This window comes from Paractinoplanes rhizophilus (genome assembly GCF_042664765.1).
GTDB classification, from domain to species: Bacteria; Actinomycetota; Actinomycetes; order Mycobacteriales; family Micromonosporaceae; genus Actinoplanes; species Actinoplanes rhizophilus.
In genome coordinates, this window is sequence record NZ_JBHTBJ010000022.1 from 77,560 (window position 1) to 101,157 (window position 23,598).

General features: G+C 72.1%; 27 protein-coding genes. 10 read left to right on the forward strand and 17 right to left on the reverse strand.

Translation table 11 applies throughout. The features are described 5' to 3' along the window. Window positions 1-75: 75 nt before the first annotated feature. The 3 genes from ACFQS1_RS25875 to ACFQS1_RS25885 form a co-directional block, all read right to left on the reverse strand. The gene (locus ACFQS1_RS25875) at window positions 76-1,026 is read right to left on the reverse strand and encodes a zinc-binding dehydrogenase (RefSeq protein ID WP_378973020.1); all 951 of its coding nucleotides are present in this window, start codon (window positions 1,024-1,026) and stop codon (window positions 76-78) included. Window positions 1,027-1,089: 63 nt separating this feature from the next. Further along, window positions 1,090-2,373 carry an NAD(P)-dependent malic enzyme gene (locus tag ACFQS1_RS25880; RefSeq protein ID WP_378973023.1) on the reverse strand — a complete coding sequence of 428 codons (1,284 nt, stop codon included), beginning with the start codon at window positions 2,371-2,373 and terminating at the stop codon, window positions 1,090-1,092. A gap of 122 nt (window positions 2,374-2,495) precedes the next feature. Beyond that, window positions 2,496-2,807, reverse strand: coding sequence for a S26 family signal peptidase (locus tag ACFQS1_RS25885; protein ID WP_378973025.1), 312 nt, complete (start codon window positions 2,805-2,807; stop codon window positions 2,496-2,498). Window positions 2,808-2,893: 86 nt separating this feature from the next. On the opposite strand from ACFQS1_RS25885, the gene sodN reads away from it, so the two are divergent. The 3 genes from sodN to ACFQS1_RS25900 are packed head-to-tail and all read left to right on the forward strand — an operon-like array spanning window position 2,894 to window position 4,229. Then, window positions 2,894-3,298, forward strand: a complete 405-nt coding sequence (gene sodN / locus ACFQS1_RS25890) for a superoxide dismutase, Ni (protein WP_378973027.1) — start codon at window positions 2,894-2,896, stop codon at window positions 3,296-3,298. A gap of 56 nt (window positions 3,299-3,354) precedes the next feature. Continuing rightward, window positions 3,355-3,795: a GNAT family N-acetyltransferase gene (locus tag ACFQS1_RS25895; RefSeq protein WP_378973102.1), complete on the forward strand. Its 441-nt coding sequence runs from the start codon at window positions 3,355-3,357 to the stop codon at window positions 3,793-3,795. A gap of 20 nt (window positions 3,796-3,815) precedes the next feature. Then, the gene (locus ACFQS1_RS25900) at window positions 3,816-4,229 is read left to right on the forward strand and encodes an ATP-binding protein (protein ID WP_378973029.1); all 414 of its coding nucleotides are present in this window, start codon (window positions 3,816-3,818) and stop codon (window positions 4,227-4,229) included. Here the strand turns inward: ACFQS1_RS25900 and ACFQS1_RS25905 are convergent. Further along, window positions 4,207-4,929 carry a FadR/GntR family transcriptional regulator gene (locus ACFQS1_RS25905; protein WP_378973031.1) on the reverse strand — a complete coding sequence of 241 codons (723 nt, stop codon included), beginning with the start codon at window positions 4,927-4,929 and terminating at the stop codon, window positions 4,207-4,209. The genes ACFQS1_RS25900 and ACFQS1_RS25905 overlap by 23 nt on opposite strands. A 38-nt stretch (window positions 4,930-4,967) precedes the next feature. Continuing rightward, the gene (locus ACFQS1_RS25910; protein ID WP_378973033.1) at window positions 4,968-5,363 is read right to left on the reverse strand and encodes a hypothetical protein; all 396 of its coding nucleotides are present in this window, start codon (window positions 5,361-5,363) and stop codon (window positions 4,968-4,970) included. 52 nt (window positions 5,364-5,415) lie between these two features. Here ACFQS1_RS25910 and ACFQS1_RS25915 point away from each other — a divergent pair, with 52 nt between their 5' ends. Both ACFQS1_RS25915 and ACFQS1_RS25920 read left to right on the forward strand, forming a co-directional pair. Then, window positions 5,416-6,366: a diacylglycerol/lipid kinase family protein gene (locus ACFQS1_RS25915; RefSeq protein ID WP_378973036.1), complete on the forward strand. Its 951-nt coding sequence runs from the start codon at window positions 5,416-5,418 to the stop codon at window positions 6,364-6,366. 419 nt (window positions 6,367-6,785) lie between these two features. Continuing rightward, window positions 6,786-7,040 carry a WhiB family transcriptional regulator gene (locus tag ACFQS1_RS25920; protein ID WP_020513708.1) on the forward strand — a complete coding sequence of 85 codons (255 nt, stop codon included), beginning with the start codon at window positions 6,786-6,788 and terminating at the stop codon, window positions 7,038-7,040. Window positions 7,041-7,367: 327 nt separating this feature from the next. On the opposite strand, the gene ACFQS1_RS25925 is transcribed toward ACFQS1_RS25920, so the two are convergent. The 4 genes from ACFQS1_RS25925 to ACFQS1_RS25940 are packed head-to-tail and all read right to left on the reverse strand — an operon-like array spanning window position 7,368 to window position 10,765. Next, on the reverse strand, window positions 7,368-8,141 hold the full coding sequence (locus ACFQS1_RS25925; protein ID WP_378973040.1) for a sirohydrochlorin chelatase: 774 nt from the start codon (window positions 8,139-8,141) through the stop codon (window positions 7,368-7,370). Next, on the reverse strand, window positions 8,123-8,884 hold the full coding sequence (locus ACFQS1_RS25930; protein WP_378973042.1) for a phosphoadenylyl-sulfate reductase: 762 nt from the start codon (window positions 8,882-8,884) through the stop codon (window positions 8,123-8,125). Before ACFQS1_RS25930 ends, ACFQS1_RS25925 begins: the two co-directional genes overlap by 19 nt. Window positions 8,885-8,888: 4 nt before the next feature. Next, complete coding sequence (locus tag ACFQS1_RS25935) at window positions 8,889-9,074, reverse strand: hypothetical protein (protein WP_378973044.1); 186 nt, start codon at window positions 9,072-9,074, stop codon at window positions 8,889-8,891. Then, window positions 9,071-10,765 carry a nitrite/sulfite reductase gene (locus ACFQS1_RS25940; RefSeq protein ID WP_378973046.1) on the reverse strand — a complete coding sequence of 565 codons (1,695 nt, stop codon included), beginning with the start codon at window positions 10,763-10,765 and terminating at the stop codon, window positions 9,071-9,073. The genes ACFQS1_RS25935 and ACFQS1_RS25940 overlap by 4 nt, the downstream gene beginning before the upstream one ends. Before the next feature lie 354 nt (window positions 10,766-11,119). On the opposite strand from ACFQS1_RS25940, the gene ACFQS1_RS25945 reads away from it, so the two are divergent. Beyond that, complete coding sequence (locus tag ACFQS1_RS25945; RefSeq protein WP_378973049.1) at window positions 11,120-12,577, forward strand: glycosyltransferase family 39 protein; 1,458 nt, start codon at window positions 11,120-11,122, stop codon at window positions 12,575-12,577. A 24-nt stretch (window positions 12,578-12,601) separates the two neighbouring features. Here the strand turns inward: ACFQS1_RS25945 and ACFQS1_RS25950 are convergent, their stop codons facing one another. Beyond that, the gene (locus tag ACFQS1_RS25950) at window positions 12,602-14,170 is read right to left on the reverse strand and encodes a sensor histidine kinase (protein WP_378973051.1); all 1,569 of its coding nucleotides are present in this window, start codon (window positions 14,168-14,170) and stop codon (window positions 12,602-12,604) included. A gap of 10 nt (window positions 14,171-14,180) precedes the next feature. Continuing rightward, the gene (locus tag ACFQS1_RS25955) at window positions 14,181-15,218 is read right to left on the reverse strand and encodes an SIS domain-containing protein (protein WP_378973104.1); all 1,038 of its coding nucleotides are present in this window, start codon (window positions 15,216-15,218) and stop codon (window positions 14,181-14,183) included. A 162-nt stretch (window positions 15,219-15,380) separates the two neighbouring features. Here ACFQS1_RS25955 and ACFQS1_RS25960 point away from each other — a divergent pair, with 162 nt between their 5' ends. Next, window positions 15,381-16,997, forward strand: a complete 1,617-nt coding sequence (locus ACFQS1_RS25960; RefSeq protein WP_378973054.1) for a tetratricopeptide repeat protein — start codon at window positions 15,381-15,383, stop codon at window positions 16,995-16,997. Between the two features lie 3 nt (window positions 16,998-17,000). On the opposite strand, the gene ACFQS1_RS25965 is transcribed toward ACFQS1_RS25960, so the two are convergent. Continuing rightward, complete coding sequence (locus ACFQS1_RS25965) at window positions 17,001-17,216, reverse strand: biotin/lipoyl-binding carrier protein (RefSeq protein ID WP_378973056.1); 216 nt, start codon at window positions 17,214-17,216, stop codon at window positions 17,001-17,003. Window positions 17,217-17,343: 127 nt separating this feature from the next. On the opposite strand from ACFQS1_RS25965, the gene ACFQS1_RS25970 reads away from it, so the two are divergent. Continuing rightward, a complete protein-coding gene (locus ACFQS1_RS25970; protein ID WP_369814844.1) occupies window positions 17,344-17,418 on the forward strand; it encodes a 50S ribosomal protein bL37 in 75 nt (24 codons plus the stop codon). A 62-nt stretch (window positions 17,419-17,480) separates the two neighbouring features. On the opposite strand, the gene rsrA is transcribed toward ACFQS1_RS25970, so the two are convergent. The 5 genes from rsrA to ACFQS1_RS25995 all read right to left on the reverse strand — a co-directional run bounded on the left by rsrA (window position 17,481) and on the right by ACFQS1_RS25995 (window position 20,886). Next, complete coding sequence (gene rsrA / locus ACFQS1_RS25975) at window positions 17,481-17,810, reverse strand: mycothiol system anti-sigma-R factor (protein ID WP_378973058.1); 330 nt, start codon at window positions 17,808-17,810, stop codon at window positions 17,481-17,483. 6 nt (window positions 17,811-17,816) lie between these two features. Then, window positions 17,817-18,614: a sigma-70 family RNA polymerase sigma factor gene (locus ACFQS1_RS25980; protein WP_378973060.1), complete on the reverse strand. Its 798-nt coding sequence runs from the start codon at window positions 18,612-18,614 to the stop codon at window positions 17,817-17,819. A 156-nt stretch (window positions 18,615-18,770) separates the two neighbouring features. After that, window positions 18,771-19,373 (reverse strand): alpha/beta hydrolase family protein, encoded by a 603-nt coding sequence (locus ACFQS1_RS25985; protein WP_378973062.1) that lies wholly within the window; start codon window positions 19,371-19,373, stop codon window positions 18,771-18,773. Window positions 19,374-19,425: 52 nt separating this feature from the next. After that, entirely contained in the window at window positions 19,426-19,821 is a 396-nt protein-coding gene (locus ACFQS1_RS25990; RefSeq protein WP_378973064.1) for a WhiB family transcriptional regulator, read from the reverse strand. A gap of 192 nt (window positions 19,822-20,013) precedes the next feature. Further along, entirely contained in the window at window positions 20,014-20,886 is an 873-nt protein-coding gene (locus tag ACFQS1_RS25995) for an SOS response-associated peptidase (RefSeq protein ID WP_378973066.1), read from the reverse strand. Between the two features lie 195 nt (window positions 20,887-21,081). Here ACFQS1_RS25995 and aroA point away from each other — a divergent pair, with 195 nt between their 5' ends. Next, window positions 21,082-22,389 carry a 3-phosphoshikimate 1-carboxyvinyltransferase gene (gene aroA, locus ACFQS1_RS26000; protein WP_378973068.1) on the forward strand — a complete coding sequence of 436 codons (1,308 nt, stop codon included), beginning with the start codon at window positions 21,082-21,084 and terminating at the stop codon, window positions 22,387-22,389. A 2-nt stretch (window positions 22,390-22,391) separates the two neighbouring features. Then, window positions 22,392-23,462, forward strand: a complete 1,071-nt coding sequence (gene rsgA / locus ACFQS1_RS26005; RefSeq protein ID WP_378973107.1) for a ribosome small subunit-dependent GTPase A — start codon at window positions 22,392-22,394, stop codon at window positions 23,460-23,462. Window positions 23,463-23,598 lie beyond the last annotated feature (136 nt).

A 23,598-nucleotide genomic window follows, 5' to 3' on the forward strand; every position in this document is an offset into this window, starting at 1 on the left:
CGGGTGCACCGCCTCCCCGCGCCCTCGCCCACGCCGCAGCCGCCGCACAGCCGCCCGGCCCCGGGACGACCGTCTTCAGTGCAGGAAGTCGAGCGCCACCTTGCCGAACACGTCGCCCGACTCGAGGTGGGCGAAGGCGTCGGCCACCGCCGAGAAGCCGTAGGTCGAGTCGATCACCGGGCGCACGTCGCGCTCGACGCAGAGCTCGAGCAGCGCCGCGAGCTCATCCCGGGTGCCCATCGTGCTGCCGAGCAGCTCGAGCCGCATGGCGAACAGGCGTCGCAGGTCGACCGTGGCCAGATGACCGCCGGTCGCGCCGCACACCACGATGCGGGCGCCGGGGGCCGCGCTTTTCATCGAGTGGTCGAAGGTGGGCGCGCCGACCGACTCGATCACCACGTCGACGCGCTCGGGGAGGCGGGCGCCGGGCTCGACCGCCGTGGCGCCCAGCGCGGCGACGCGCTCGCGCTTGCCGGAATCGCGGCTCGTCGCGTACACCCTCTTGCCCATCGCCACCGCGAGCGCGACGGCCGCGGTGGCCACCCCGCCGCCGGCGCCCTGCACCAGCACCGACGAGCCCTCGGCGACCCGCCCGCGGGTGGTCAGCATGTGGAACGCGGTGAGCCAGGCGGTCGGCAGGCACGCCGCCTCCAGGAAGGACACCCCGGCCGGCTTGGGGATCAGATTTTCCCGCGGCACCGCGACCAGCTCGGCCAGCGTGCCCGGAAAGCGCTCGGACAGCAGCGAATAACCCCTCGGGTCGCCCTTGTCGGCCACGACCGGATAGACCACGACCTCGTTGCCGTCGGGGTCGACGCCGGCCGCGTCGCACCCGAGGATCATCGGCAGCCGGTCGGGCGGCAGGCCGACACCGCGCAGCGACCAGATGTCGTGGTGGTTGAGCGAGGCCGCGCGGACCTCGACGACCGTCCACCCGGCGGGCACGTCCGGTTCGGGCGCCTCGCCCACGGTGAGTGCGCGCAGCGGCTGGTCGGGATCGGCGGCGGTGGCGATGGCGGCTCGCATGCGAAGACCCTAATGGAGGACCAGCCCGGCGGCCGAGGCCATCGGGCTGGTCCGCCAACCGGCTCAGTTGATGTCGGACTCCGTCAGCAGCGACAGCGTGGACGGCCGGGGCGCCGCCACCGGCCGGGCCGGGACCTGGCGGCGCGCCACGCCGTCGCGGGCCGCCGCCTCGGCCACCGCCTGGGCGACCGCGGGCGCCACCCGCGGGTCGAGCGGCGAGGGCACGATCGCCTCGGCGCGCAGGTCGTCGGAGACCACGTCGGCGATCGCCGCGGCCGCGGCCACCTTCATCGCCTCGGTGATCGTGGTCGCCCGGGAATCGAGCGCGCCCCGGAAGATGCCCGGGAAGGCCAGCACGTTGTTGATCTGGTTGGGGAAGTCGCTGCGCCCGGTGGCCACGATCGCCGCGTACTTGTGCGCGACGTGCGGCGGGACCTCGGGCGTCGGGTTGGCCAGCGCGAAGATGATGCCGCCCGGCGCCATGCCGGCCAGCGCCGACTCCTCGATCGCGCCGCCCGAGACGCCGATCAGCACGTCGGCGCCGATCAGGGCCTCGCCGATCCCGCCGGTGCGGCCCGAGAGGTTGGTGGTGGCGGCCAGCTCCGCCTTGATCGGCGTGAGGTCGCCCCGCTCGGCGTGGACGATGCCGCGCGAGTCGCAGATGATCACGTTGGCGCCGTCGACGCCCGCGGCGATCAGCGTCTTGGTGATCGCGACCCCGGCCGCGCCGGCCCCGCTGATCACCACGCGCAGGTCGGCGAAGCGGCGGCCGAGCAGCTTGGCCGCGTTGGTCAGGGCGGCCAGCGTGACCACCGCGGTGCCGTGCTGGTCGTCGTGGAAGACCGGGATGTCGAGCTCGGCGTCGAGCCGGCGCTCGATCTCGAAACAGCGCGGCGCGCTGATGTCCTCCAGGTTGATGCCGCCGAAGGACGGTGCCATCGCCTGCACCGCGGCGACGATGCCCTCGACGTCCTGGGTGTCCAGGCAGATCGGGATCGAGTCGACCCCGCCGAACTGCTTGAAGAGGATGGCCTTGCCCTCCATGACCGGCATCGCGGCCTTGGGGCCGATGTTGCCGAGCCCGAGCACGGCGGATCCGTCGGTGACGACGGCGACCGTGTTGGCCGTCCAGGTGTAGTCGGGGTAGAGCTCCGGGTCCTCGGCGATGGCCTCGCAGACCCGGGCCACGCCCGGGGTGTACGCGAGGGACAGATCGTCGCGGCTGGACAGCGAAACGGTCGGACTGATCGACATCTTCCCCTGCTTGTGCAGGTCGAAGACCGGATCGGCGGCGAGGGCGGGATCGAGCTCGAAACTGAAGAAAGACACGGTGACTCCACACGGCATCGACGTTGACACGGTGCACCGGCGCGGTCCTCGGTCGCGAATGTGCGCCGAGCGGCGGTGCGATGCGGGGATCACCCGGGATAGCGAACCGCTGCACGGGTGCGCGCTGCGGTTGCTGGACCTTAACCTAGCCGACCGGGACGCGGATAGTAGCGAATTAACACCCGGCCGATGACATCCGCCACCCCGTACCGCCGGGAGTCGTCCTCGACCAGCCCGTTGTCGCCCTGGATCCACCAGCCACCGTCCTGCTCGCGGATCGCCCGCTTCACGACCAGCAGGTCCGGACGGGTACGGAAGCGCGCCACCACGACGTCGCCGGCCCGCACCCGCCGCCCGCCCCGGCGGACCAGAAGGGCGTCCCCACTGCGCAGCGCAGGCGCCATCGACGGCCCGCTCACCAGGACGGCGAACAGTGGTAATTGCCACCTCAAGGCATCAGTCCTCCGTCGCGTTACGGCCCAGATGTAAGGGGTAGTGTCAACCGCGGATCATCGCAAACTCATACGGAGGAGTCCTGATGCGACTTCCGCGCTTCCTCACCCCGCGAACCGTGGTCAGCGCCCACTGCGACCTGCCCTGCGGCGTCTACGACCCCGCGCAGGCCCGGATCGAGGCCGAGTCGGTGAAGGCCATCCAGGAGAAGTACCAGGCGAACACCGACCCGGAGTTCCGCACCCGCGCCATCCTCATCAAGGAGCAGCGCGCCGAGCTCGTCAAGCACCACCTCTGGGTGCTGTGGACGGACTACTTCAAGCCGCCGCACTTCGAGAAGTACCCGAACCTGCACCAGCTGTTCAACGAGGCCACCAAGCTGGCCGGCGCCGCGGGCGCCAAGGGCTCGCTCGACCCGGCCGTCGGCGACCAGCTGCTCGCCAAGATCGAGGAGATCTCCAAGATCTTCTGGGAGACCAAGCAGGCGTGAGCTTCGCCGCCACCGTACGGCCGGTGCGTCCCGGGGACGTGCCGGCCGTTGTCGCGATGGTCCACGAGCTGGCCGCGTACGAGCGGGCCGCCGACCAGTGCCACCTGACCACCGCGCAGCTCTCCCGGGTCCTGTTCGAGGAGCCGACCGTCTTCGGGCACGTCGCGGTCGGCGCGGACGACGAGCCGGTCGGCTTCGCCCTGTGGTTCCTGAACTTCTCGACCTGGACCGGCAGCTGCGGCATCCACCTCGAGGACCTGTACGTGCGGCCGGCGGCACGCGGCACCGGCGCCGGCGGCGCCCTGCTGGCCGCGCTGGCCGAGATCTGCGTGCGGCGGGGATACCAGCGCCTCGAATGGGTGATGCTGGACTGGAACCCGGCCGCCGAGTTCTACGCCGCGATCGGCGCGACGGTGACCGACGACTGGCTGCCCTACCGGCTCTCCGGCGACGCGCTGCGCCGCCTGGCCGAGCGCGCCACCCCGGTCAACCGCTAGGCTCTCCTCACGTTGGGAGGATGGCCACGGTGACTCTGACACACCCCGAGCCGGTGCTCGGCGACGACGTCGTCCTGCTGACCGTGCCCGCGGACGGCGGATACCTGGGCGTGCTCCGCACCGCCACGGCCGGCCTCGCGGCCCGGCTGCACTTCGCGCTCGACGAGATCGAGGATCTGCGCATCGCCGTCGACGAGGCGTGCGCGATGCTGCTCGCGATCGCGACCCGGGGCGCCGAGCTCGAGTGCCGCTTCACGGTGACCGAGGACGCGCTGACCGTCGAGGTCAGCGTGACCACCGTGCGCGGCGCGCGGCTGCCCGCCGAGTCGTCCTTCGCGTGGAAGGTGCTGACCGCGCTGACCACCTCGGCCGCCGCCGAGGCGAGCGGCCAGCGCGCGACGATCCGCCTGCTCACCCGCCGTACTGAAGGCTGACCTCTTCGTCCCGGGTGGCCGTCGAGATGTAGTCGAGGTGCCGGCTCGCGGCCCGCGCCGCGTCGATCGGGTCGCCCGCCGTCAGCGCGTCGAGCAGCTCGCGGTGGTCGGCGTCGATGTGCGTCCAGTAGTCCGGCGGCAGCGCGCCGGTGACGTTCTCACCGAACGAGGCGTGGTAGAGCGGGCGCACCATCAGCTCGAACAGCGGGTTGCCGGTCGCCTTGGCCACCGCCATGTGGAACGCCGCGTGCGCCGCCAGCATCGTGTCGAAGTCGTCGACCGCCGGGTCGAACAGCGCGCTGCGGATCTCGATGAGGTGGTCGTCGGTGCGCCGCGCCGCGGCCAGCTCGGCGGCCGGGATCTCGAGGGAGCGGCGCAGCTCGAGCATGTCGGCGAGGCCCACGTCGGCCGAGTTCCGCAGCAGCGTGAAGCCGGCGGCCAGGCCGTCGGCGAGCTGCTCGGCGTCGGGATGGGAGACGAAGCTGCCGCCGGTCACGCCACGGGTCGTCACGATGAGGTGCTGGCTGGCCAGCAGCCGCAAGGCCTCCCGCACCGTGCTGCGGCTCACCCCGGTCTTCACACACAGCTCAGGCTCGGGAGGGAGCCGTTCGCCCGGCTGAAGTCGTCCCGACGTGATGTCCGCGCGTAGCTCGTCCGCCAGTAGTTGATAGGCGGGCAGTCGCACCGTTGATCCGGTCACCTACACAGGGTAGGCCCTAGGTCGCCTTGTGAGGGTGATTAATCGACGCCGAGCGCTCGCGTGGTGGACGGAAGAACGATCAGGATCCCCACGAGTACGCCCAGCGCCATCAGCACCACGCCCAGCCACACCGGATGCACCTGGAGCAGGAAGCCGCCGGCGGCGATGAGGAACAGCTGCACGACGATCGCCGGCCCGCGGGCGTGCAGCGAACGCCGGCCGAGCGCCCGCGCCACGAGGAAGACGCCGGCGGCGCCGAGCGCGGCCAGCACGGTCAGCGCGATCGCCACCGCGATCTCCGGAACGTTGCGGGTGAGGTCGAGGATGACCAGCCAGGTCGTGAGCGCGGCCAGCCCGGCGGCCTGGAGGTAGAGCAGCCACACCGCCCCCACCAGGCTCGCGGGTTTGTCAACGACTGCATTCTCACCGGTCACTCCAGCACCATACCGACAGTCCGCAGGCCGCCCAGCAGGTACAGTGCCGCGCATGCGAGCGTTACTGGTGGTTAACCCCAAAGCCACCACCACGAGCGAGCGCAGCCGCGACGTGCTGGTCCGGGCCCTGCGCAGCGCGGTCAATCTGACCGTGGAGTACACCACCCGCCGCGGCCACGCGGCGACGCTGGCGCGCGCCGCCGCGGAGAGCGGCGTCGATGTGGTCGTCACCCTGGGCGGCGACGGCACGATCAACGAGGCGGTCAACGGCCTGATGACCGCGCGGGTCGCGCTCGAGGGCATCTCCGGCCCGATGGCCAACGCGTTGCCCGCGCTGGCCGTCGTCCCCGGCGGCTCGACGAACGTCTTCGCCCGCGCGCTCGGCCTGCCCCGCGACTGGGTCGACGGCACCAGCGTGATCCTCGAGGCGTTGCGCGACGGCCGGCACCGGGTGATCGGGCTGGGCCGCGCCGACGACCGCTACTTCACCTTCGCGGCCGGGGTCGGGCTGGACGCGGCCGTGGTGCGCCGGGTCGAGCAGGCCCGCCTGCGCGGCCGCAAGTCGACGCCCGCGCTCTACTTCCGCTCGATCGTCGGTCAGTTCGTGGTCGGCGGCGACCGCAAGACACCGCCGCTGTCCATCGAGCGCCCCGGCGAGCCGACCGAGGTGGATCTCGGCACCGTCGTCGTGCAGAACACGGCGCCGTGGACCTATCTGGGTGACCGGCCGATCAATCCGAACCCCGAGGCGTCCTTCGACCGTGGCCTCGACGTGCTCGCCATGCGGCGGTTGGCAGTGACGAGCACCACACGCACCCTGGCGCAGCTCGCCACCCGCAAGGGCGGTCCGCACGGCAAGCAGGTGCTGCATCTGCACGACCAGGACGAGTTCACCGTGGTGGCCAGCCGGCCACAGGCCTTCCAGCTCGACGGTGACTACTTAGGGGAACGGCAGAAGGTGCGCTTCGTGTCGGTAGCCCAGGCATTGCGTGTGATCTGCTGACGCTCCGGCACACCCATCACGATCCGTTACAGAAAGACGGGCAAAAGGTCGGCAAGAGGGCCGAGACCGTACTACATTGATGGGAGCGTTGGTCATCCGGCTCTGCCAGTTCCCCGAGCACTCGGGGCAGAACCGGACAAAGGGGTCGTGAGCCAGCTCACCCGCGGGGAGAAAATTCCGCCGCTACCCTTGACATCGCGAGAGTTCGTGAAAGCATTCACAAGCGATAAGAAGTAACCGGTTGCTGCTTGCGCGCGTTCCTAATCCAGAAGCGCCGAACGGCTCCCGGTAACACCAAAAGCTTGCTGACGCCACGGCGATCGGACGGGCCCCCGCCCGACGGCCGCCACCGCGCACGCATAGGTAATCCCAGTACGCGTTCCATCAACCCCAAATCCGAAACAAGGAGTGTTGCCGCCATGGACTGGCGTCACGATGCGATCTGCCGCGACGAGGACCCGGAGCTGTTCTTCCCGATCGGGACGTCCGGCCCCGCGCTCCTGCAGGTCGAGCAGGCCAAGGCCGTGTGCCGGCGGTGCCCCGTGACCTCCGAATGCCTCTCGTGGGCACTCGAGTCCGGTCAGGACGCCGGCGTCTGGGGCGGGATGAGCGAGGACGAGCGGCGCGCGGTCAAGCGTCGTGGTGGCCTGCGGGTCGGCGCTCCCACCGCCTGAGCACAATCCCCCCGAAAGCATTTGCGCCCCGGACCGATCGGTACCGGGGCGTCTTGCTGTTCTGACGCGATTACACAGAGCGCGGAAAGCTGAGAGGTTCCGGAGAGCACGAATTCGATCACCGTGGGTTTCCCCGGGATTGCGGGTTATTCGGGCGCACCGTGACCCGCACCTCACCGCCCGTCAGCGCGCTTGGCCGCCGTCGCCTGAATAATCCTCATCGCCGAAATGATCTCGAAATTGCGTTCCGCCGCCGATGAATGATCTCCACGGCCACACCCTCCGCTGTGGACATCAGGTGATCACGCTCCGCTACGAAGGGGACGGTCAGGCGGCGGCGGACAGCCCGGCGCGGGTCTCCTCCACGCGAGACACCACCAAGCCGGCCAATTCCGGCGCATCAGACAGCGGCTCGGCCACCGCGACGGCACCGGCCTCGAGCGCCGAGCGCACCGCGCGGTCGTAGAGATGGCCGGGCGCCAGGAAGTAGGACGCGACGCCGACCCGGCGGGCGCCGGACGCCCTCAGGAGATCCACAGCGGCGCCCGGGAGCGGTGGAGCGGCCGAGGCGTAGGCCGCGACGCACGGGAGGCCCAGGCGGGCGCTGAGGGCGTCGGCGGCCCACTCGACGGTGGCCCGGGCAGCCGCATCGCGCGTGCCGGCCGCGGCGAGCACCACAGCGTCGAGGCCGGCCGCCGGCAGCCGGCGCACCAGCCCGTCGAGAAGCAGCGACGGAAACTCCGGCGCGGGGAAGGACGCGGACGGCCCGAGAACCTCGGCCGGCGTGACCCGCACCGGCAGGCCGGCCGCCTCGGCCACGACCGCGGGGATGTCGACCCGCCCGTGGAACGCCTTCGTCAGCAGCAGCGGGACCACGACCGCCTCGCCGGGCGGCAACGCCGCCAGCACGTCGAGCGGGCGCGGACCGGCGTGGTCCAGATAGGTCGCGTGGACCTCCCAGGACGGCCGCCGCCGCCGGACCGCCCGGGCCAGCGCCGACGTGGCGGCCGCGGCCCGCGGATCCCGGCTGCCGTGCGCGACCAGGACGACACTCAGGGCCGGCTCGGGCCCCGACCCCGGAGCTAGACGTGCAGGCCGCATTCGGTCTTCTCGAACATGGCCCAGCGGCCCGCGCGCGGGTCCTCGCCGGCCTTCGTGCGCCGGGTGCACGGCCAGCAGCCGATCGAGCCGTAGCCCTTCTTGAACAGCTCATTGACCGGCACGTTCCACCGGCTGATGTAGCGGTCGACGTCGGCCTGCGTCCAGGCCGCGATCGGGTTCACCTTGACCTTGCCCTTCTTGGCGTCGAAGGCGACGACCGGCGTGTTGGCCCGGGTCGGCGACTCGTCGCGGCGCAGGCCGGTGGCCCAGGCGTCGTAGTCGGCCAGGGCCCGCTCGAGCGGCTCGACCTTGCGCAGGAAGCAGCACTCGTCGGGGTTGCGGGCGAACAGCCGGGGGCCGAACTCGCCGTCCTGCTGGCCCACGGTCATCCGCGGCCGGATCGAGCGGACGTTGACGTCCATGGTGGCGGCGACGGTGTCGCGCACCTTCAGCGTCTCGGGGAAGTGCAGGCCGGTGTCGAGGAACACCACGTCGACGCCCGGCGCGACCCGGGAGAACAGGTGCGCCACGACGGCGTCGGCCATCGAGCTGGTCACGCAGAACCGCGCGCCGAACGTGTCGGTCGCCCACTTGGCGATCTGCTCGGCCGGTGCGCCCTCGAGCGTGGCGGCCGCGTCGAGCGCGAGCGCCTTGAGCTCGTCCGGGGTGCGACGACCGGCCTCGGTGACGGCGGGCGCTCCCAGGGAGACGAGGTTGAGAGATGTAGCGGCCAGGATGGTCATCGGTTCACTCCCTTTTCAGATGCTTTGCCGCTTTTAAGGAAATCGGCGCAGCCAGCAACCCGTTGAACTTGACCGTGAAAACCCGGGCGCAGGAGTGGCACTCCCACGCGCCGTGCGATGCCTCGTGGGGGAACAGGTTCTCTTCGCCGCAGTAGGGGCAGTACAGGGGCGTGGATCGGGCGTCGCTCACTTGATGAGCTCCTCGTCCGCGCGGACCACCCAGTTGGCGAACGTCTCGGTGGCCGAGGACCGGTCGGCCAGGTAATTGGTGGCGAGGCGCTCGACGTACCCGGGAAGCTCCTCCGCCGTGGTCTTGAGACCACGCACCTTGCGCCCGAAGCCGGCGGTCTCGCCCTTGGCCATGCCCAGCGCGCCGCCCAGGTGCACCTGAAAGCCCTCGACCTGCTCGCCGGCCGCGTTCATCACCAGCTGACCCTTGAGGCCGATGTCGGCGACCTGGGTGCGGGCGCAGGCGTTCGGGCAGCCGTTGATGTTGATCGAGATGTCGCCGTCGAAGCCCGCCAGCCGCTGCTCGAGCCGCGACACCAGCTCCTCGCCGCGCTTCTTGGTCTCGACGATGGCGAGCTTGCAGTACTCGATGCCGGTGCAGGCCATCGTGCCCCGCCGCCAGGACGACGGCCGGGCCTCGAGGTCGATCGCGCGCAGCCCGCCGATCAGCGACTCCACCCGGTCGTCCGGGACATCGAGAACAAGCAGTTTCTGGTACGGGGTGAGCCGCACCCGCCGCGACCCGTGCTGCTCGACCAGGTCGGCGAGCTTGGCCAGTTGCGTGCCCGAGGTGCGCCCGACGACCGGGGTCGCGCCGACGTAGTTGAGCCCGTCGCGCTGCTTGTGGACACCGATGTGGTCGATCGGCTTCTCCGGCAGCTCGGGCGCCGGCCCGTCGATGAGCGCGCGGCCCAGGTACTCCTTCTCGAGGATCTCCCGGAACTTCGCCGTGCCCCAGTCGGCCAGCAGGAACTTCAGCCGGGCCCGGTTGCGCAGCCGGCGGTACCCGTAGTCGCGGAAGATCCCCACGACGCCCTCCCACACCTCCGGGATCTCCGCCAGCGGCACCCACGCGCCGAGCCGCTCGGCCAGCCGCGGGTTGGTGGACAGGCCGCCACCGACCCAGAGGTCGAAGCCCGGGCCGTACTCGGGGTGCACCACGCCGATGAACGAGACGTCGTTCGCCATGTACGGGGTGTCGGCCAGCCAGCCGATGTTGGTCTTGAACTTGCGCGGCAGGTTGGAGTATTTGGGGTCGCCGATGTACCGGTCGATGATCTCGCGGATCGCCGGGGTGCCGTCGACCAGCTCGTCGACCGAGATGCCCGCCACCGGGCTGCCGGTCACGACGCGCGGGCAGTCGCCACACGCCTCGGTGGTCTGCAGGCCGACCGCTTCGAGCCGGCGCCAGATCTCCGGCACGTCCTCGATGCGCACCCAGTGCAGCTGGATGTTCTGCCGGTCGGTGATGTCGGCGGAGTCGCGGGCGAACTCCCGCGAGATCCCGGCGATCGTGCGAAGCTGATCGAGGCTGAGCGCTCCGCCGTCGATCCGGACCCGGAGCATGAAGAACTTGTCCTCGAGCTCCTCGGGCTCGAGCACGGCGGTACGACCCCCGTCGATGCCCTCCTTGCGCTGGGTGTAAAGACCCCACCAGCGGAAGCGGCCACGCAGGTCGGCCGGGTCGATCGAGTCGAACCCGCCCTTGGCGTAGATGTTCTCGATGCGAGCGCGGACGTTGAGCGGGTTGTCGTCCTTCTTGCTGCGCTCATTGCCGTTGAGCGGCTCGCGGTGTCCGAGCGCCCACTGGCCCTCGCCGCGCGCCTTGCGGGGGCGGGCGGTCGGCGTAGCTGGGGTGCTGCTGGGCGCCATGTCGGCGGTCCTCCGGGATTAGTGGGCGCGTTGGGACGCTCACGGCACCTGTGGAGGCTCGTGACATCTGTGTCAGGAGAGTGCCGGCGCGTCTCGCGCCCGAACTCAGATCGGGCGGCGTCAGTAAGCCGGACACATCGCGCTGCGGACACGGCCGTAATCCACGTGGCGGCGGGCCACGAAGCGGCGGTCAACTGCAGCGGTCATGTCGGCTAGCCTCTCACGGCGGGCCATTCTCGGCCAGTGCGGTCCAGATTCCGGGAGTGTGCGTAGCAGCACACCGGGCGACGAGGGCCGGCGGAATCCGGGGCGTCCGGTTTCCCCCTGCCCGAGCCACCTGTCACCCTCATCCCCGTGACCACCGCGAAGCTCGCCCCGGCCTGGCTCCGGGCGCACCTCTGCTGGCTGGCGCCGGCCGTGGCGACGTGGCTGGTGGTCGGCTACGAGGCGGCCCGGCCGCAGCCGTGGCGGGACGAGCTCGCCAGCTGGAGCGCGGCCACCCGCACGGTGCCCGAGATCATCGCGCTGGGCCGCCACATCGACGGCGTCCTGGTGCCGTACTACCTGTTCCTGCACTGGTGGGTCGGCTGGCGCGGCGACTCGGTGGCGGCGATGCGGGCCCCGTCGCTGCTCGCGATGATGGCCACGGCCGCCGCGGTGGCGCTGCTCGCCCGGCGGTTCTGGGGCGACGCGGCGGGCCTGCTCGCCGGGCTGGTGTTCGCGGTGCTGCCGGTGATCAGCCGCTACGGCCAGGAGATCCGCGGCTACGCGTTCGCCACGCTCTTCGCCACCCTGGCCACCCTCGCCCTGGTCGCTGCCCTGGAGAAGGCGCAGTGGTGGCGCTGGCCGCTGTACGGCTCGTGCGTCGCGCTGGCCGGCCTGTCCCACCTGGTCGCCCTGCTGGTCCTCGGCGGGCATCTGGTCATCGCGATCGTGCTGGCTCGGTGGTTCGGCCGGTGGCGGCTGCTGTGGTGGCTGATCGCCGCGGCGGCCGGGGCCGGCGTGGTGCTGTCGCTGACGTATCGCGGGTTCGGCCAGCGGGCCGCCCAGCTCGGCTGGCTCGACCCGGCCACGCCGGCCGCGCTCGCCGACATCCCCGGGGCGATCTTCCTGGCGCCGGTGACCGGCGGGGTGGTGGCCGGGCTGGCGGTGGCGGCGCTGTGGCGGGAGAGGGCTGCGGCGGCGGTGCTGCTCTGGATGCCGGTGCTGATTCCGGTGGGGCTGCTTTACGCGTACGACCAACTGGCCGGCCCGATCTTCCTCGGGCGCTACCTGCTGTTCTGCGTACCCCTGCTGTGTGCCCTCGCCGGCGCCGCGCTCTGCGTCCTCCGCCTGCCGGTCGCGGCCCTGGCCGTGCTGGCGCTCGCCGCCGTCGGCCTGCCCGTGCAGGCCGACATCCGCCGGGATCACTCGAACTACGACTATCGCGCCGCCGCGCAGGTCATCCTCGACGGCCGGCGCGCCGGCGACGGGATCGTCTACGAGCCGCGGGACGGCTGGCAGACGGTCGACCTGGGGCTCGGCTACTACCTGCGCGACCGGGCGCCGCGCGACGTGCTGCTCGTCTCGGACCCGATCGAGAACGCGTCGCTGCGCGCGTCCGAGTGTCCCGACGAGATCAAATGCCTGGGGAACACCGACCGGGTCTGGGTGGTGGCGGCCGACAATCTCGACCCGCCCTTCCGGGCGACGCCGACCAACCAGCTCGGGTACGGCACGAAGGCCCTCCTCGACGCCTACTTCGTCGCGATCGTCAGCTACCGCGTCGACGGCTTCACGATCGCGCTCTTCGTCCGCCCGCCGGTCGTCTGACGAGGCTCTGGGATCGGAAGACGCCTAGCGCTTTCCCAGGGGCACCACCAGCACCGCCTCGGTGCCGCCGCCCGCCCGGTTGCGCAGCTCGATGCTGCCGCGCAGCTCGCCGGTGGCCAGCGCGCGCACGATTTGCAGGCCCAGCCGGCCGCTCTCGTCGGCCTTGAACTCGCTCGGCAGGCCCTGCCCGTTGTCCGCGACCGTGACGTGCAGCTGCTTGCGGAAGCGGTGCGCCGAGACGATCACCTCGCCCGCCTCGGTCGGGGCGTCCGGCTGCTCGATCGGGGCGTCCGGCCGCTCGAGGTCGTCGTCGGGCGCCGGGAAGCCGTGCTCGACCGCGTTGATCAGCAGCTCGTTGAGCACCATCACCAGCGAGGTGGCGATCTCGGCCGGCAGCACGCCGAACGTGCCCTCGCGCCGCATCTTGACCGCGGTGCTGGTCGCCGCGACCTCGGTGGCGGCGCTGGCCACCCGGTCGACGATGCCGTCGAACTCGACCGCCTCGTCGCTCGACATCGACAGCGTCTCGTGCACCAGCGCGATCGACGCCACCCGCCGCACCGACTCCTGCAGCGCCATCCGGGCCTCGGGCGCGTCCACCCGGCGGGCCTGCAGGCGCAGCAGGGCGGCCACGGTCTGCAGGTTGTTCTTCACCCGATGGTGGATCTCGCGGATGGTGGCGTCCTTGGTCATCAGCGCGCGGTCCCGGCGGCGCACCTCGGTGACGTCGCGCACCAGCACCAGCGCGCCGATCGGCACCCCGGCCGGAAGCAGCGGCAGCGCCCGGGTGAGCACCGTCGCGCCGCGCGCCCCGACCTCCTGCCGGGGTGGCGACTCGCCGCGCAGCGCGGCCAGGATCTTCTCCGCGGTGTCGTTGCCCTCCAGCGGGTCGGCGGCCAGCCGGCTGGTCAGCGCCGACAGCTCCTCGCCGACCAGGTGCGCGTTGAAGCCGAGGCGGCGGTAGGCGGACTGGGCGTTCGGGCTCGCGTACGTCACCTTGCCGCCGGCGTCCAGCCGGATCAGCCCGTCGCCCACCCGCGGCGCCGAGGTCGTCTCGCCCGGGTGCCGGGGCGGCGGGAACGTGCCGTCGGCGACCATCTGGGCCAGGTCGTCGGCCGTGGTCAGGTAGTTGAGCTCGAGCTGGCTCGGGGTACGGGCGGTGGAGAGGTTGGTGTCCCGGCCGACCACGGCGATGACCTCGCTCCAGCCCTCCTCGCGGTCGTTCTGCCCGCGCAGCCGCACCGGGATCGCCTCGTGCCGGGCGGGGGTGTCGCCGTACCAGACCGGGTCGCCCTCGCGCCAGATGCGCTCCTGCGTGAAGGCGATGTCGAGGTGGGCCACCTCGGGCCCGCCGACGATCTTGCCGACCTGGTCGTCCTGGTAGGCCGTGGGCGCGGTGGTCGGGCGCACCTGGGCCACGCAGAGGAAGTCGCGCGGCGTGCCCGGCTCGGCCTTGACCGGCACCCACATCAGCAGGTCGGCGAAGGAGAGGTCGGAGAGCAGCTGCCAGTCGCCGGCGAGCCGGTGCAGGTGGTCGATGTCGGCGGGGCCGAGGCCGGTGTGTTCCTCGGCCAGATCGCGCAGGGTGGACACGCCTTCAGTTCTACAGGGTGGTCGTTACCTTCTTGAGTCCGCGCGGCGAGTCGGGGTCCTCACCCCGGGCCAGCGCGAGCGCCAGGGCCAGCCGCTGCAGCGGCAGGATGTCGAGCAGGGCGCTGTACCGCTCGTCGGCCACCGGGGGCACCGCCAGCCGGCCGGCCGCCCCGTCGACGTCCGAGGCGCCGATCGTCACCACGTCGGCGCGGCGCTCGGCGAGGCGGCCCACCACCTCGCGCATCGACTGCCCGCCCGGGCCGTCGCCCACCACGGCCAGCACCGGCACGTCCGGGTCGGTCATCGCGAGCGGCCCGTGCAGCAGGTCGGCGCCCGAGAAGGCGAGCGCCGGCAGGTACGACGTCTCCATCAGCTTCAGCGCGGCCTCGCGGGCGGTCGGGTACGCGTATCCGCGCCCGGTGGTGACCATCCGGGACGCGAACCGGTAACGCTGGGCCAGCTCGTCGGCGGCCACGTCGGCGAGGGCGTCCTCGGCGAGCTGGGGCAACTTGTCCAGGGCCGCACGCTCGCCGTCGGGCAGGCAGCCGTCGCCGGCCCGGATCCCCTCGACCAGCATCAGCAGGGCGAGCAGCTCGGCGGTGTACGTCTTGGTCGCCGCGACCGCACGCTCGTGCCCGGCCGCCACGTCGATCGAGAGCTCGGCGGCCTGCGCGAGCGGCGAGCCGGGGTTGTTGGTGACCGCGAGGGTCAGGCCGCCGGTCTCGCGAGCCACGCTGAGCACGCCGGTGAGGTCGGGCGAGCCGCCGCTCTGGCTGACCCCGACCACGAGCGTGTCGCGGTAATCGGGCCGCGCGCCATACAGCGTGATCGCGCTCGGCGAGGCGCTGGCGACCGGCAGGCCCAGCCGGATCTCGGTGAGGTAGGCCCCGTAGAGGGCCGCGTGATCGGACGTGCCCCGGGCCACGAACATCACGCTGCGCGGCCGGCGCCGAGCCACCTCGGCCGCGATCTCGGCGATGGCGCCGGCGTGCGGACCGTCGAGCAGACGGGCGAATCCCCCCGGTTGTTCCGCGATGTCCGCCGCCATTCCCTGGCCCCGCTGCACCACGTGTTCCTCCCCTATTGAGCGCTTCTCGCGCAGATCCTGCGCAGTCTTGCAAGAAAAAGCTTAGATCGTCAACGTTTCGCGCACCAATGAGCACGTCCCGGTACTGACATTCGGGGCCGTCTTCCCCTACTGTTCTCGTTCGTGGATGTTCGCCGCGCCGCCGACCGCGCCCTTGAGCAGGCAAGATCCGCTTTGGCGCGCGACGAGCCGGAGCGGGCCGCCGACCACCTCGCCGGGGCGCTGACCCATGTGCCCACTCTGCCCGAAGCTCATGAGCTGCTCGGACGCCTCGCCGCACAGCCCGGCGGCGGCCTCGATCTCTTCCCGCTGGCGCCGCACGTGTCGGCCGGTGGGCTGGCCGCCCGCGCCCACCTGCTCGCCGCCGCCGGCCGGCCCGAGGACGGCCTGCCGCTGCTGGCCGCCGCGAGCGGGCGCGCACCCGGCGCCGACTGGGCCGGCGTGCCCTGGGTCGGCGATCCGGCGCTCGGCGTGCGCATCGAGCCCGGCCTGCTCGTCCAACTTCTCATGCGGCTGTGCACCGCGGTGGGCGATCCGGCGCCCGCGCCCGCCCGCACCACCCTGCGGCCGTACCTGGCGGTCGCCCGGCACGCGATCGCCGCGCACCCCGAGCACGCGATGCTGCTCGGCGCCGGGTCGGCGCTGGCCCGCCGCATCGGCGAGACGACGCTCGCCGTCGAGTGGGCCTCCCGCGGCGCCCGGGCCCGCCCGTCCAAGCTCGCCGAGATCTGGCTGGGGTATGCATACCGCAGCGCCGGCCGGGTCCCCGAGGCCCTCGCCGCCCTGCGCCGGGCCGTCGCCCACGACCCCGACGACCTCTCGGTCTACGCCGACATCGCCGGCACCCTGGCCGACCACGGCCGCCTCGAGGACGCGCTGAACTGGGTCGACCGCGCCCTCGAGCGCGACCCCGAGTACGACTGCGCCGTGCACACCGCGCACCGGCTGCGCCACCGCGCCGACGGCGACCTCGCCCACCTGGTGCGGCTGGCCGACTTCATCCGCGACCACCCCGACGAGTCGCACGAGCACACCGATCTCGCCGACTGCTGCCGCGAGATCCCCTGGCTCAGCGGGCTGCCCGCGACCGCCCCGCAGGCCCGCGGCCCGGCCGGGGTCTGGCCGCACGCACGGCCTCTTCCGGCCGCGCCCCCGCCTTCAGCGGCAACCTCGCTTTGCGCCGCGTCTTCGTCTTCGGTCCCGTCCTCGCCTTCGGCCGAGGCGGTGCGCCGGCTGCGCCAGGTCGCCGCCCTCTCGTGGGCCCATCCGCCGGCCGCCTACGACACCGCCGTACAGCTGATCATGGTGCCGCCGCGGGACCTGCTCGCCCTGCTCGCCCACCCACCGGCCGATGTCGCGGCCCCCGAGATCTGGGCCTGCCTGGGCCTGCTGCACCACGGCGCCGACGAAGCCTGGCTCGACTCACAGCGCCGTCGCCGGCTGCTCGACCTGCTCGACGGCGGGCTCGACCGGGTCACCGAGGCCGCGCTGTTCGCGCTGATCGTCTCGGCCTGGATCGACCCGTCGGCCCGCGCCGACGTCGCCTCGATCGTGGCCGGCCGGCTCGCCGAGGTCGCCGGCCGTCCCGGCGCACGCGCGGTGGCCGAGCTGGCGCTCGCCACCCCCGACCTGCCCGCGCCCGCCCGCGAGACCGCCACCGGCATGGTCCGCACAGCGATGATTCCGCGCCAGCGGGGCCGGGCCCGCAGCCGCCTGCTGCTGCGCTGGCGACGGGACTAGGCCCTAGCCGATCACCGCGATCAGGTCGCCCTCCTGGACGACGTCGCCCTCGTTGACGGCGAGCTGCGCGAGGGTGCCGTCGCTCTCGGCCACCACCGGGATCTCCATCTTCATCGACTCGAGGATCACCAGGGTGTCGCCCTCGGCCACGGTGTCGCCCTGGTGAGCGACGACCTTCCAGACATTGGCCACCATCTCGGCGCGGATCTCGTCGGCCATCGGGAAACTCCTCATCGTCGAGCGGTCAGCGTCATCAAATCATGGATCCGGTGCGGGCGAGTCGGTGGCGGCGGGACGCGCCGACTACCATCGGCGCGGGAAACATGCCACGAACAGGAGTCCAACCATGGCGAAGAAGTCGCGCAAGAAGAAGGCTCGCAAGAAGAGCGCCGCGAACCACGGCAAGCGCCCCAACAGCTGAGGTTTGGGCCATCAAGACGAAAGCCCCGGCAGCGTCACTGCCGGGGCTTCTTGTTGCCTGACTTACGGGAGGTACTCCCGGGTCTCGACCTGGATCTCGAGCTGGTCGAGCTTGATGCGCAGGCGCTCGCGCAGCTCCTTGGGCGCCGTCTCGTCGCCGCAGCAGCGGGCCACCAGCGCCTTGACCTCGTGCTCGATGCCGTACTCGCGCAGGCAATGAGTGCAGTCGTCCAGGTGCTTCTGGATCAGCGTGCGCCGATCCTCGCTGCACTCCAGATCGAGGTAGAGGTAGACCTCCTCCAATACCTCACTGCAATCAGGCTCCCCGGCCAACCTCCCCGCCGCACTTGAATCGACTGAAGGCTCGTTCTCGTCGCCGATCACGCCGCTCATCTCGCGTCACGCCTCCTGCGGTTCCGAAGCGGTCCGGGTGATGCCCCGGTCTGCGGCGTACTGCTCGAGCAGCTTGCGCAGGTTGCGCCGACCGCGGTGCAACCGGGACATGACGGTGCCGATGGGAGTACCCATGATGTCGGCGATCTCCTTGTACGAGAAGCCCTCGACATCGGCGAGGTACACCGCGAGCCGGAAGTCCTCCGGCAGCGCCTGCAGCGCGTCCTTGATGTCGCTGTCGGGCAGGCGGTCCAGCGCCTCGGTCTCGGCCGAGCGCAGACCCACCGACGTGTGCGACTCGGACGAGGCCAGCTGCCAGTCGGAGATCTCCTCGGTCGGCGACTGCAGCGGCTGGCGCTGCTTGCGACGATAGGAGTTGATGTACGTGTTCGTGAGGATCCGGTAGAGCCACGCCTTGAGGTTCGTGCCCTCCTCGAACTGGTGGAACGCGGAGTACGCCTTCAAGAACGTCTCCTGCACCAGGTCTTCGGCGTCCGCCGGATTGCGTGTCATCCGCAGACCCGCCGCGTACAGCTGGTCCACGAACGGCAACGCGTCGCGCTCGAAGCGCGCCCGGCGCTCCTCCGTCCGTTCTGTCTGGGCCACCCGCATCTCCCCCCTCGACCGGGTCGAGGATACGGGTAGTGCCCCACTGGAAGCTTCAAAAACCGGTGGTGTGCTGACACTCACCGATGGGCTGGAGGGCGAACGCTCGGCCGCGGGCCACTCCGGGGCGGACAAAAGCCCACGCACCCGGGCAACCTCACCAGTGCCACGCTCGACAAACTCGGTTCCGGCTCGCACCTCTGGAAACCCCTTTCGACGTACAAGCTCGCGGGCTGTACAACCTCGGGCGCGCAACTTGCATTCCCGGCGAGCGTCAGCCGACCAACCTCGCCCAGCCGTGCGCGCGCTGCCGGCCGCCTATCTCGCCCAGCCGTGCGCGCGCTGCCGGCCGACCTATCTCGCCCAGCCGTGCGCGTGCAGCCAGCCGACGGCGAGCCCGGCCGTGGTCGTGACGTCCTTGCGCAGGTCGTGGGTCGCGCCGGGCCGCACGATCACCTCGACCCGGCCGACCGGCTCAGGCACGCCGAACGGATCCCGGTCGCCGTTGAGCACCAGCGTGGGCAGATCGGCGGGCAGCTCCTCGGCCCGGCTCTTCTCCGGCCGGCCCGGCGGATGCAGCGGAAACGCCAGCGCCAGCACACCCGCGGCGCCCAGGGTGGTCGCCGTGCGGCAGGCGACTCGCGCTCCGCTCGACCTCCCGCCGAAGATCAAGGGCATTTCGGGTACGACGATCCGCTCGATCACCGCGGTCCACGCCTCGTCGAGCTGACCGGCCGGGGCCGGCGCCCGCCGCCCGGCCATCCGATACGGCTGGGTGACGAGGACGACGCGCACCCCGGCGGCGGTGGCGGCCTCCCGCACGGCAACGAGGTCGGGCGCGTCGACGCCACCGCCGGCGCCATGGCCGAGGAAGAGCATGCTGACGGGCGGCCCGTCGGGATCCACGATGCGAATCCCGGCCGGACCGCGCGGCGTCTCGATCTCGGTGCTGGTCACCGCCCTATACAAGCAGCGGTCGGCGGCAGCCGCTCACGGCGTACCGGAAAAATCAGCGCGACACCGGAATCAGGGTGAGCAAACGACGGTCTTCCTCGTCCGGCCCGTCGTCGACGGCCTCGCCGTCGGGATTGACCCGCTCGCGCCAGGCGACCAGCATGGCGCGTCTCTCTCGTGGCGTCGTCCCGCCCCAGACCCCGTGACAGTCGCCCACCTGCAGTGCCCAGGCCAGACATGGACCCTGCACCGTGCAGGTGCCGCACAATGCGACCGCGCCCTCCGACGGCTCGTTCGGAGCCGGGAAGAACGTTTCCGGGTCGACGCTGTTGCAGGCACCGCGCGTGCGCCACGCCTCGTCGGAGCGTCGTTCCTGGATCGCTGCGAGCAGTCTCGGGTCGCGTCGTGCGATGGCTACCTCGTGCGGACGCGGCATACGTGCCCGTGTCATCAGCCCACCTCCCCCGTGGGACCGGTGTTGCACGTGGTGACCCGTCCGCACCGTGCGGACCGGCACCACTCCGGCGCTGGTTTGTATCGCACGGTAGAAGGTCAGAACAAGGGCCTTATCTATCTCGAAACAAAGTTCGCATCGGCAAATGCGAACATATGCCGACAAGAGCCCCCGATTTTCATGCAACTCTCAGAAAAGCTTTGCCTCCGTCGGCGGCTCGAGCAGGTGCGGTCCGTTGTTGCGCACGTTGCCGACGGCGGGGCCCACCGGACGCACCTCGATCGCTTCGAGCTGACGGTCGGTCATCGGCCGCAACAGGTCGTCGACCGCGCTGCCACCGAGCCCCGTGCCCGCCCGGCCCGCACCACTCATCCCGGCGGCACTCAGGTTCACGCCACTCATGCGCGCGCCACTCACGCCGCCCGCGCCTGCGCCGTTTCGGCCTGCGCCACTCACGCTCACGCCGCCCGCGCCACCCACGCCCGCGCCGTCGTCGGTGCTGTCCGTGTCCTCGAACGCGCGGTCGTCGGCGCCGGCCAGCCAGGCGGCCCAGCGGTCGCGTGGCAGGATCAGCGGCATGCGGTCGTGCACCCACTTGAGTTTGCCGGTCGCCGCCGTGGTCAGCACGCTGCAGGTGAGCAGTTGCTCGAGGCCCCAGGGCGACCAGATGCCGGCGAAGGCGAGGGGCGAGCCGTCGGCCGGGGTCATGTAATACGCCTGCTTCTGCTTGCCGTCGCGGAGCCACTCGAACCAGCCGTCGGCCGGCACCAGGCAGCGCCGCCGGGCGAACGACGGGGCGAACGCCGGTGAGGTCGCGACGGTCTCGGAGCGCGCGTTGATCATGCGGGCCGCGCCGCGCGTGTCCTTGGCCCACGGCGGCACCAGGCCCCAGCGGGCGGTGTCGAGCACCCGCGCGCCGTGGCTCAGCGAGACGCGCACGATCGGCACCGGGTCGGTGGGCGCGACGTTCCAGCTCGGCCCCAGCCCCTCGGTGACGTCGACCGCGTCGAAGAGGTCGCTGAGGTCGGCCTCGCTCCGCGTCGTCGCGTACCGCCCACACATGGTGCGCAACGGTACGCCTACCGTCGGTCGCCGCGCTGTCCCGCCGGGCGGGCAATCGCCCGGGAAGCCGCGCTGCCCGCCGTGCGGGCAATCACCGGGAAGTCGCCCGGTCCCGCCGGGCAGGCAACGGCCCGGAAATCGCACTGTCCCGCCGGGCGGGAAACGGCCGGGGAAATGTCGTACCGCGAAGGCAGAATGGCCACCGTGACCGCTGAATCTCGCCCCTGGCCCGCACCCACCGCGTCCGCGCCCGTCACCGCCTCGGTGCGGCTGCCCGGTTCCAAGTCGATGTCGGCCCGCGCGCTGATCCTTTCCGCGCTCGCCGACGGCCCCTCGGTGATCGAGCGGCCGCTGCGTGCCCGAGATACCGAGCTGATGTCGGCCGGGCTGCGCTCGCTCGGCGTCGGCGTCGACACGAGCGACGAGGAGGTGTGGCGGGTCGAGCCGGGGGCGCTGCGCGGGCCGGCGCGGGTCGACGTCGGGCTGGCCGGCACGATCATGCGGTTCCTCCCGCCGGTCGCGGCGCTGGCCGAGGGCGTGGTCGAGTTCGACGGCGACCCGCATGCCCGCAAGCGCCCGATGGGCCCGATCGTCGCGGCGCTGCGCGCGCTCGGGGTGACGATCGACGCCTCCGCGACCGGCGGCCTGCCGCTCACGGTGCGCGGGTCGGGGCTGGTCGAGGGCGGCGAGGCGGTGATCGACGCGTCGGCGTCCAGCCAGTTCGTCTCCGGGCTGCTGCTGTCCGCGCCACGCTTCACCAAGGGCCTGACCCTGCGCCACGAGGGGCCGCCGGTGCCGTCCGCGCCCCACCTGCGCATGACCACACACATGCTGCGCGCCGCCGGCGCCGTGGTCGACGAGAGTGTGCCCGACGTGTGGGTGGTCGAGCCTGGCCCGCTCCGGGGCCGCACCTGGGTGATCGAGCCCGACCTGTCCGGGGCCGCGCCCTTCTTCGCGGCCGCCGTCGTCACCGGCGGGGCGGTCACGCTGGCCGGGTGGCCGGCCGAGAGCTGGCAGCCGGTCGGCCAGGTGATCGAGTTGCTGCGCGCGTTCGGCGCCGAGGTGACGCTCGACGAGGCCGGGCTGACCGTGCGGGGCACCGGCACGCTGCGCGGCATCACGGCCGACCTGTCCGAGGTGAGCGAGCTGACCCCGGTGTTCTCGGCGCTGGCCGCGCTCGCCGACGGGCCGAGCGAGCTGCGCGGGGTGGCGCACATCCGCGGCCACGAGACCGACCGGCTCGCCGCGCTGGCGACCGAGCTGACCAAGGTGGGCACGGGGGTCACCGAGTTCCCCGACGGCCTGCGCATCGAGCCGCGCCCGCTGCACGCAGCCCCGTCTGGCGGCACCGTCTTCGAGACGTACGCGGACCATCGGATGGCGCACGCCGCCGCCGTTATCGGGCTCGCCGTCCCGGGCATAACGCTGACCGACGTAGCGTGTACGTCGAAGACGTTGCCCGAGTTCCCCGAACTCTGGGCGGGACTCGTGGCAAGGAGCTGAATCTGCCAGCACGCAAGCGGGAATACGACGAGGACGACGTCCGGATCCGGCCGGCCCGCTCGTCGCGCCCGCGCACCCGCACCCGGCCCAAGCACGACGACGCCGTCGACGCGCTGGTGATCACCGTGGACCGTGGCCGCTACGGCTGCGTCCGCGAGGACGGCACCGTGGCCAGCGCCGTGATCACCGCGATGCGGGCGCGCGAGCTGGGCCGCAAGTCGGTGGTGGTGGGCGACCGGGTGGCGCTGGTCGGCGACGTCTCCGGCGCGCCCGGCGCGCTGGCCCGCATCGTCCGCATCGCCGAGCGCACGTCGGTGCTGCGCCGCACCGCGGACGACGACGACACCACCCCGGAGGGCCGGCTCGAGCGAGTGGTGGTGGCGAACGCCGACCAGCTGGTGATCGTCAGCGCGCTGGCCGACCCGCCGCCGCGCACCGGCTTCATCGACCGCTGCCTGGTCGCGGCGTACGACGCCGACATCGAGCCACTGCTGTGCCTCACCAAGGCCGACCTGGCCGGCCCGGCCGCGGTGCTGGACTATTACGCCGAGCTCGACCTGCCGTACGTGCTGATTCAGCCCGACAGCGACCTCACCGAGCTGCGCCGCCGCCTCGCCAGCCAGATCTCGGTGCTGGTCGGCCACTCCGGCGTCGGCAAGTCCACCCTGGTCAACCGCCTGGTGCCGGATGCGCTGCGGGCCGTCGGCGCGGTGAGCGCGGTCGGCAAGGGCCGGCACACGTCGACCAGCGCCGTCGCCCTCCGGCTGCCGCCGGTCGGCCGGTCCCGCAAGGACCCCGGCTGGATCGTCGACACCCCCGGGATCCGCAGCTTCGGGCTCGCCCACGTCAGCGCCGAGAGCCTGCTGCACGGCTTCCCCGACCTGGTCGAGGGCACCCTCGAAGACCAGCCCAACTGCGGTCACACCCCGCAGGACGTCGAGTGCCGCCTGGACGCCTGGGTCGCCGAGGGCAAGGCCGACCCGCGTCGCCTGGCCTCGTACCGCCGGCTCCTGGCCTCCCGCGCCGGCGACCCCGACCCGCGCGACCACCCGGAATCCGACCCACCCGCCTGACACCTCATCGCCCATTCCGCCGGGCCAGCGGGCATGACACGCCGGGTTCAGGGCGGCCGGCAAGGCGAGCGGTAAGACCGGGCGGCAAGGCGGGCAAGACCGGGGGGCAAGACCGGGCGGGCAGGACCGGGCGGGC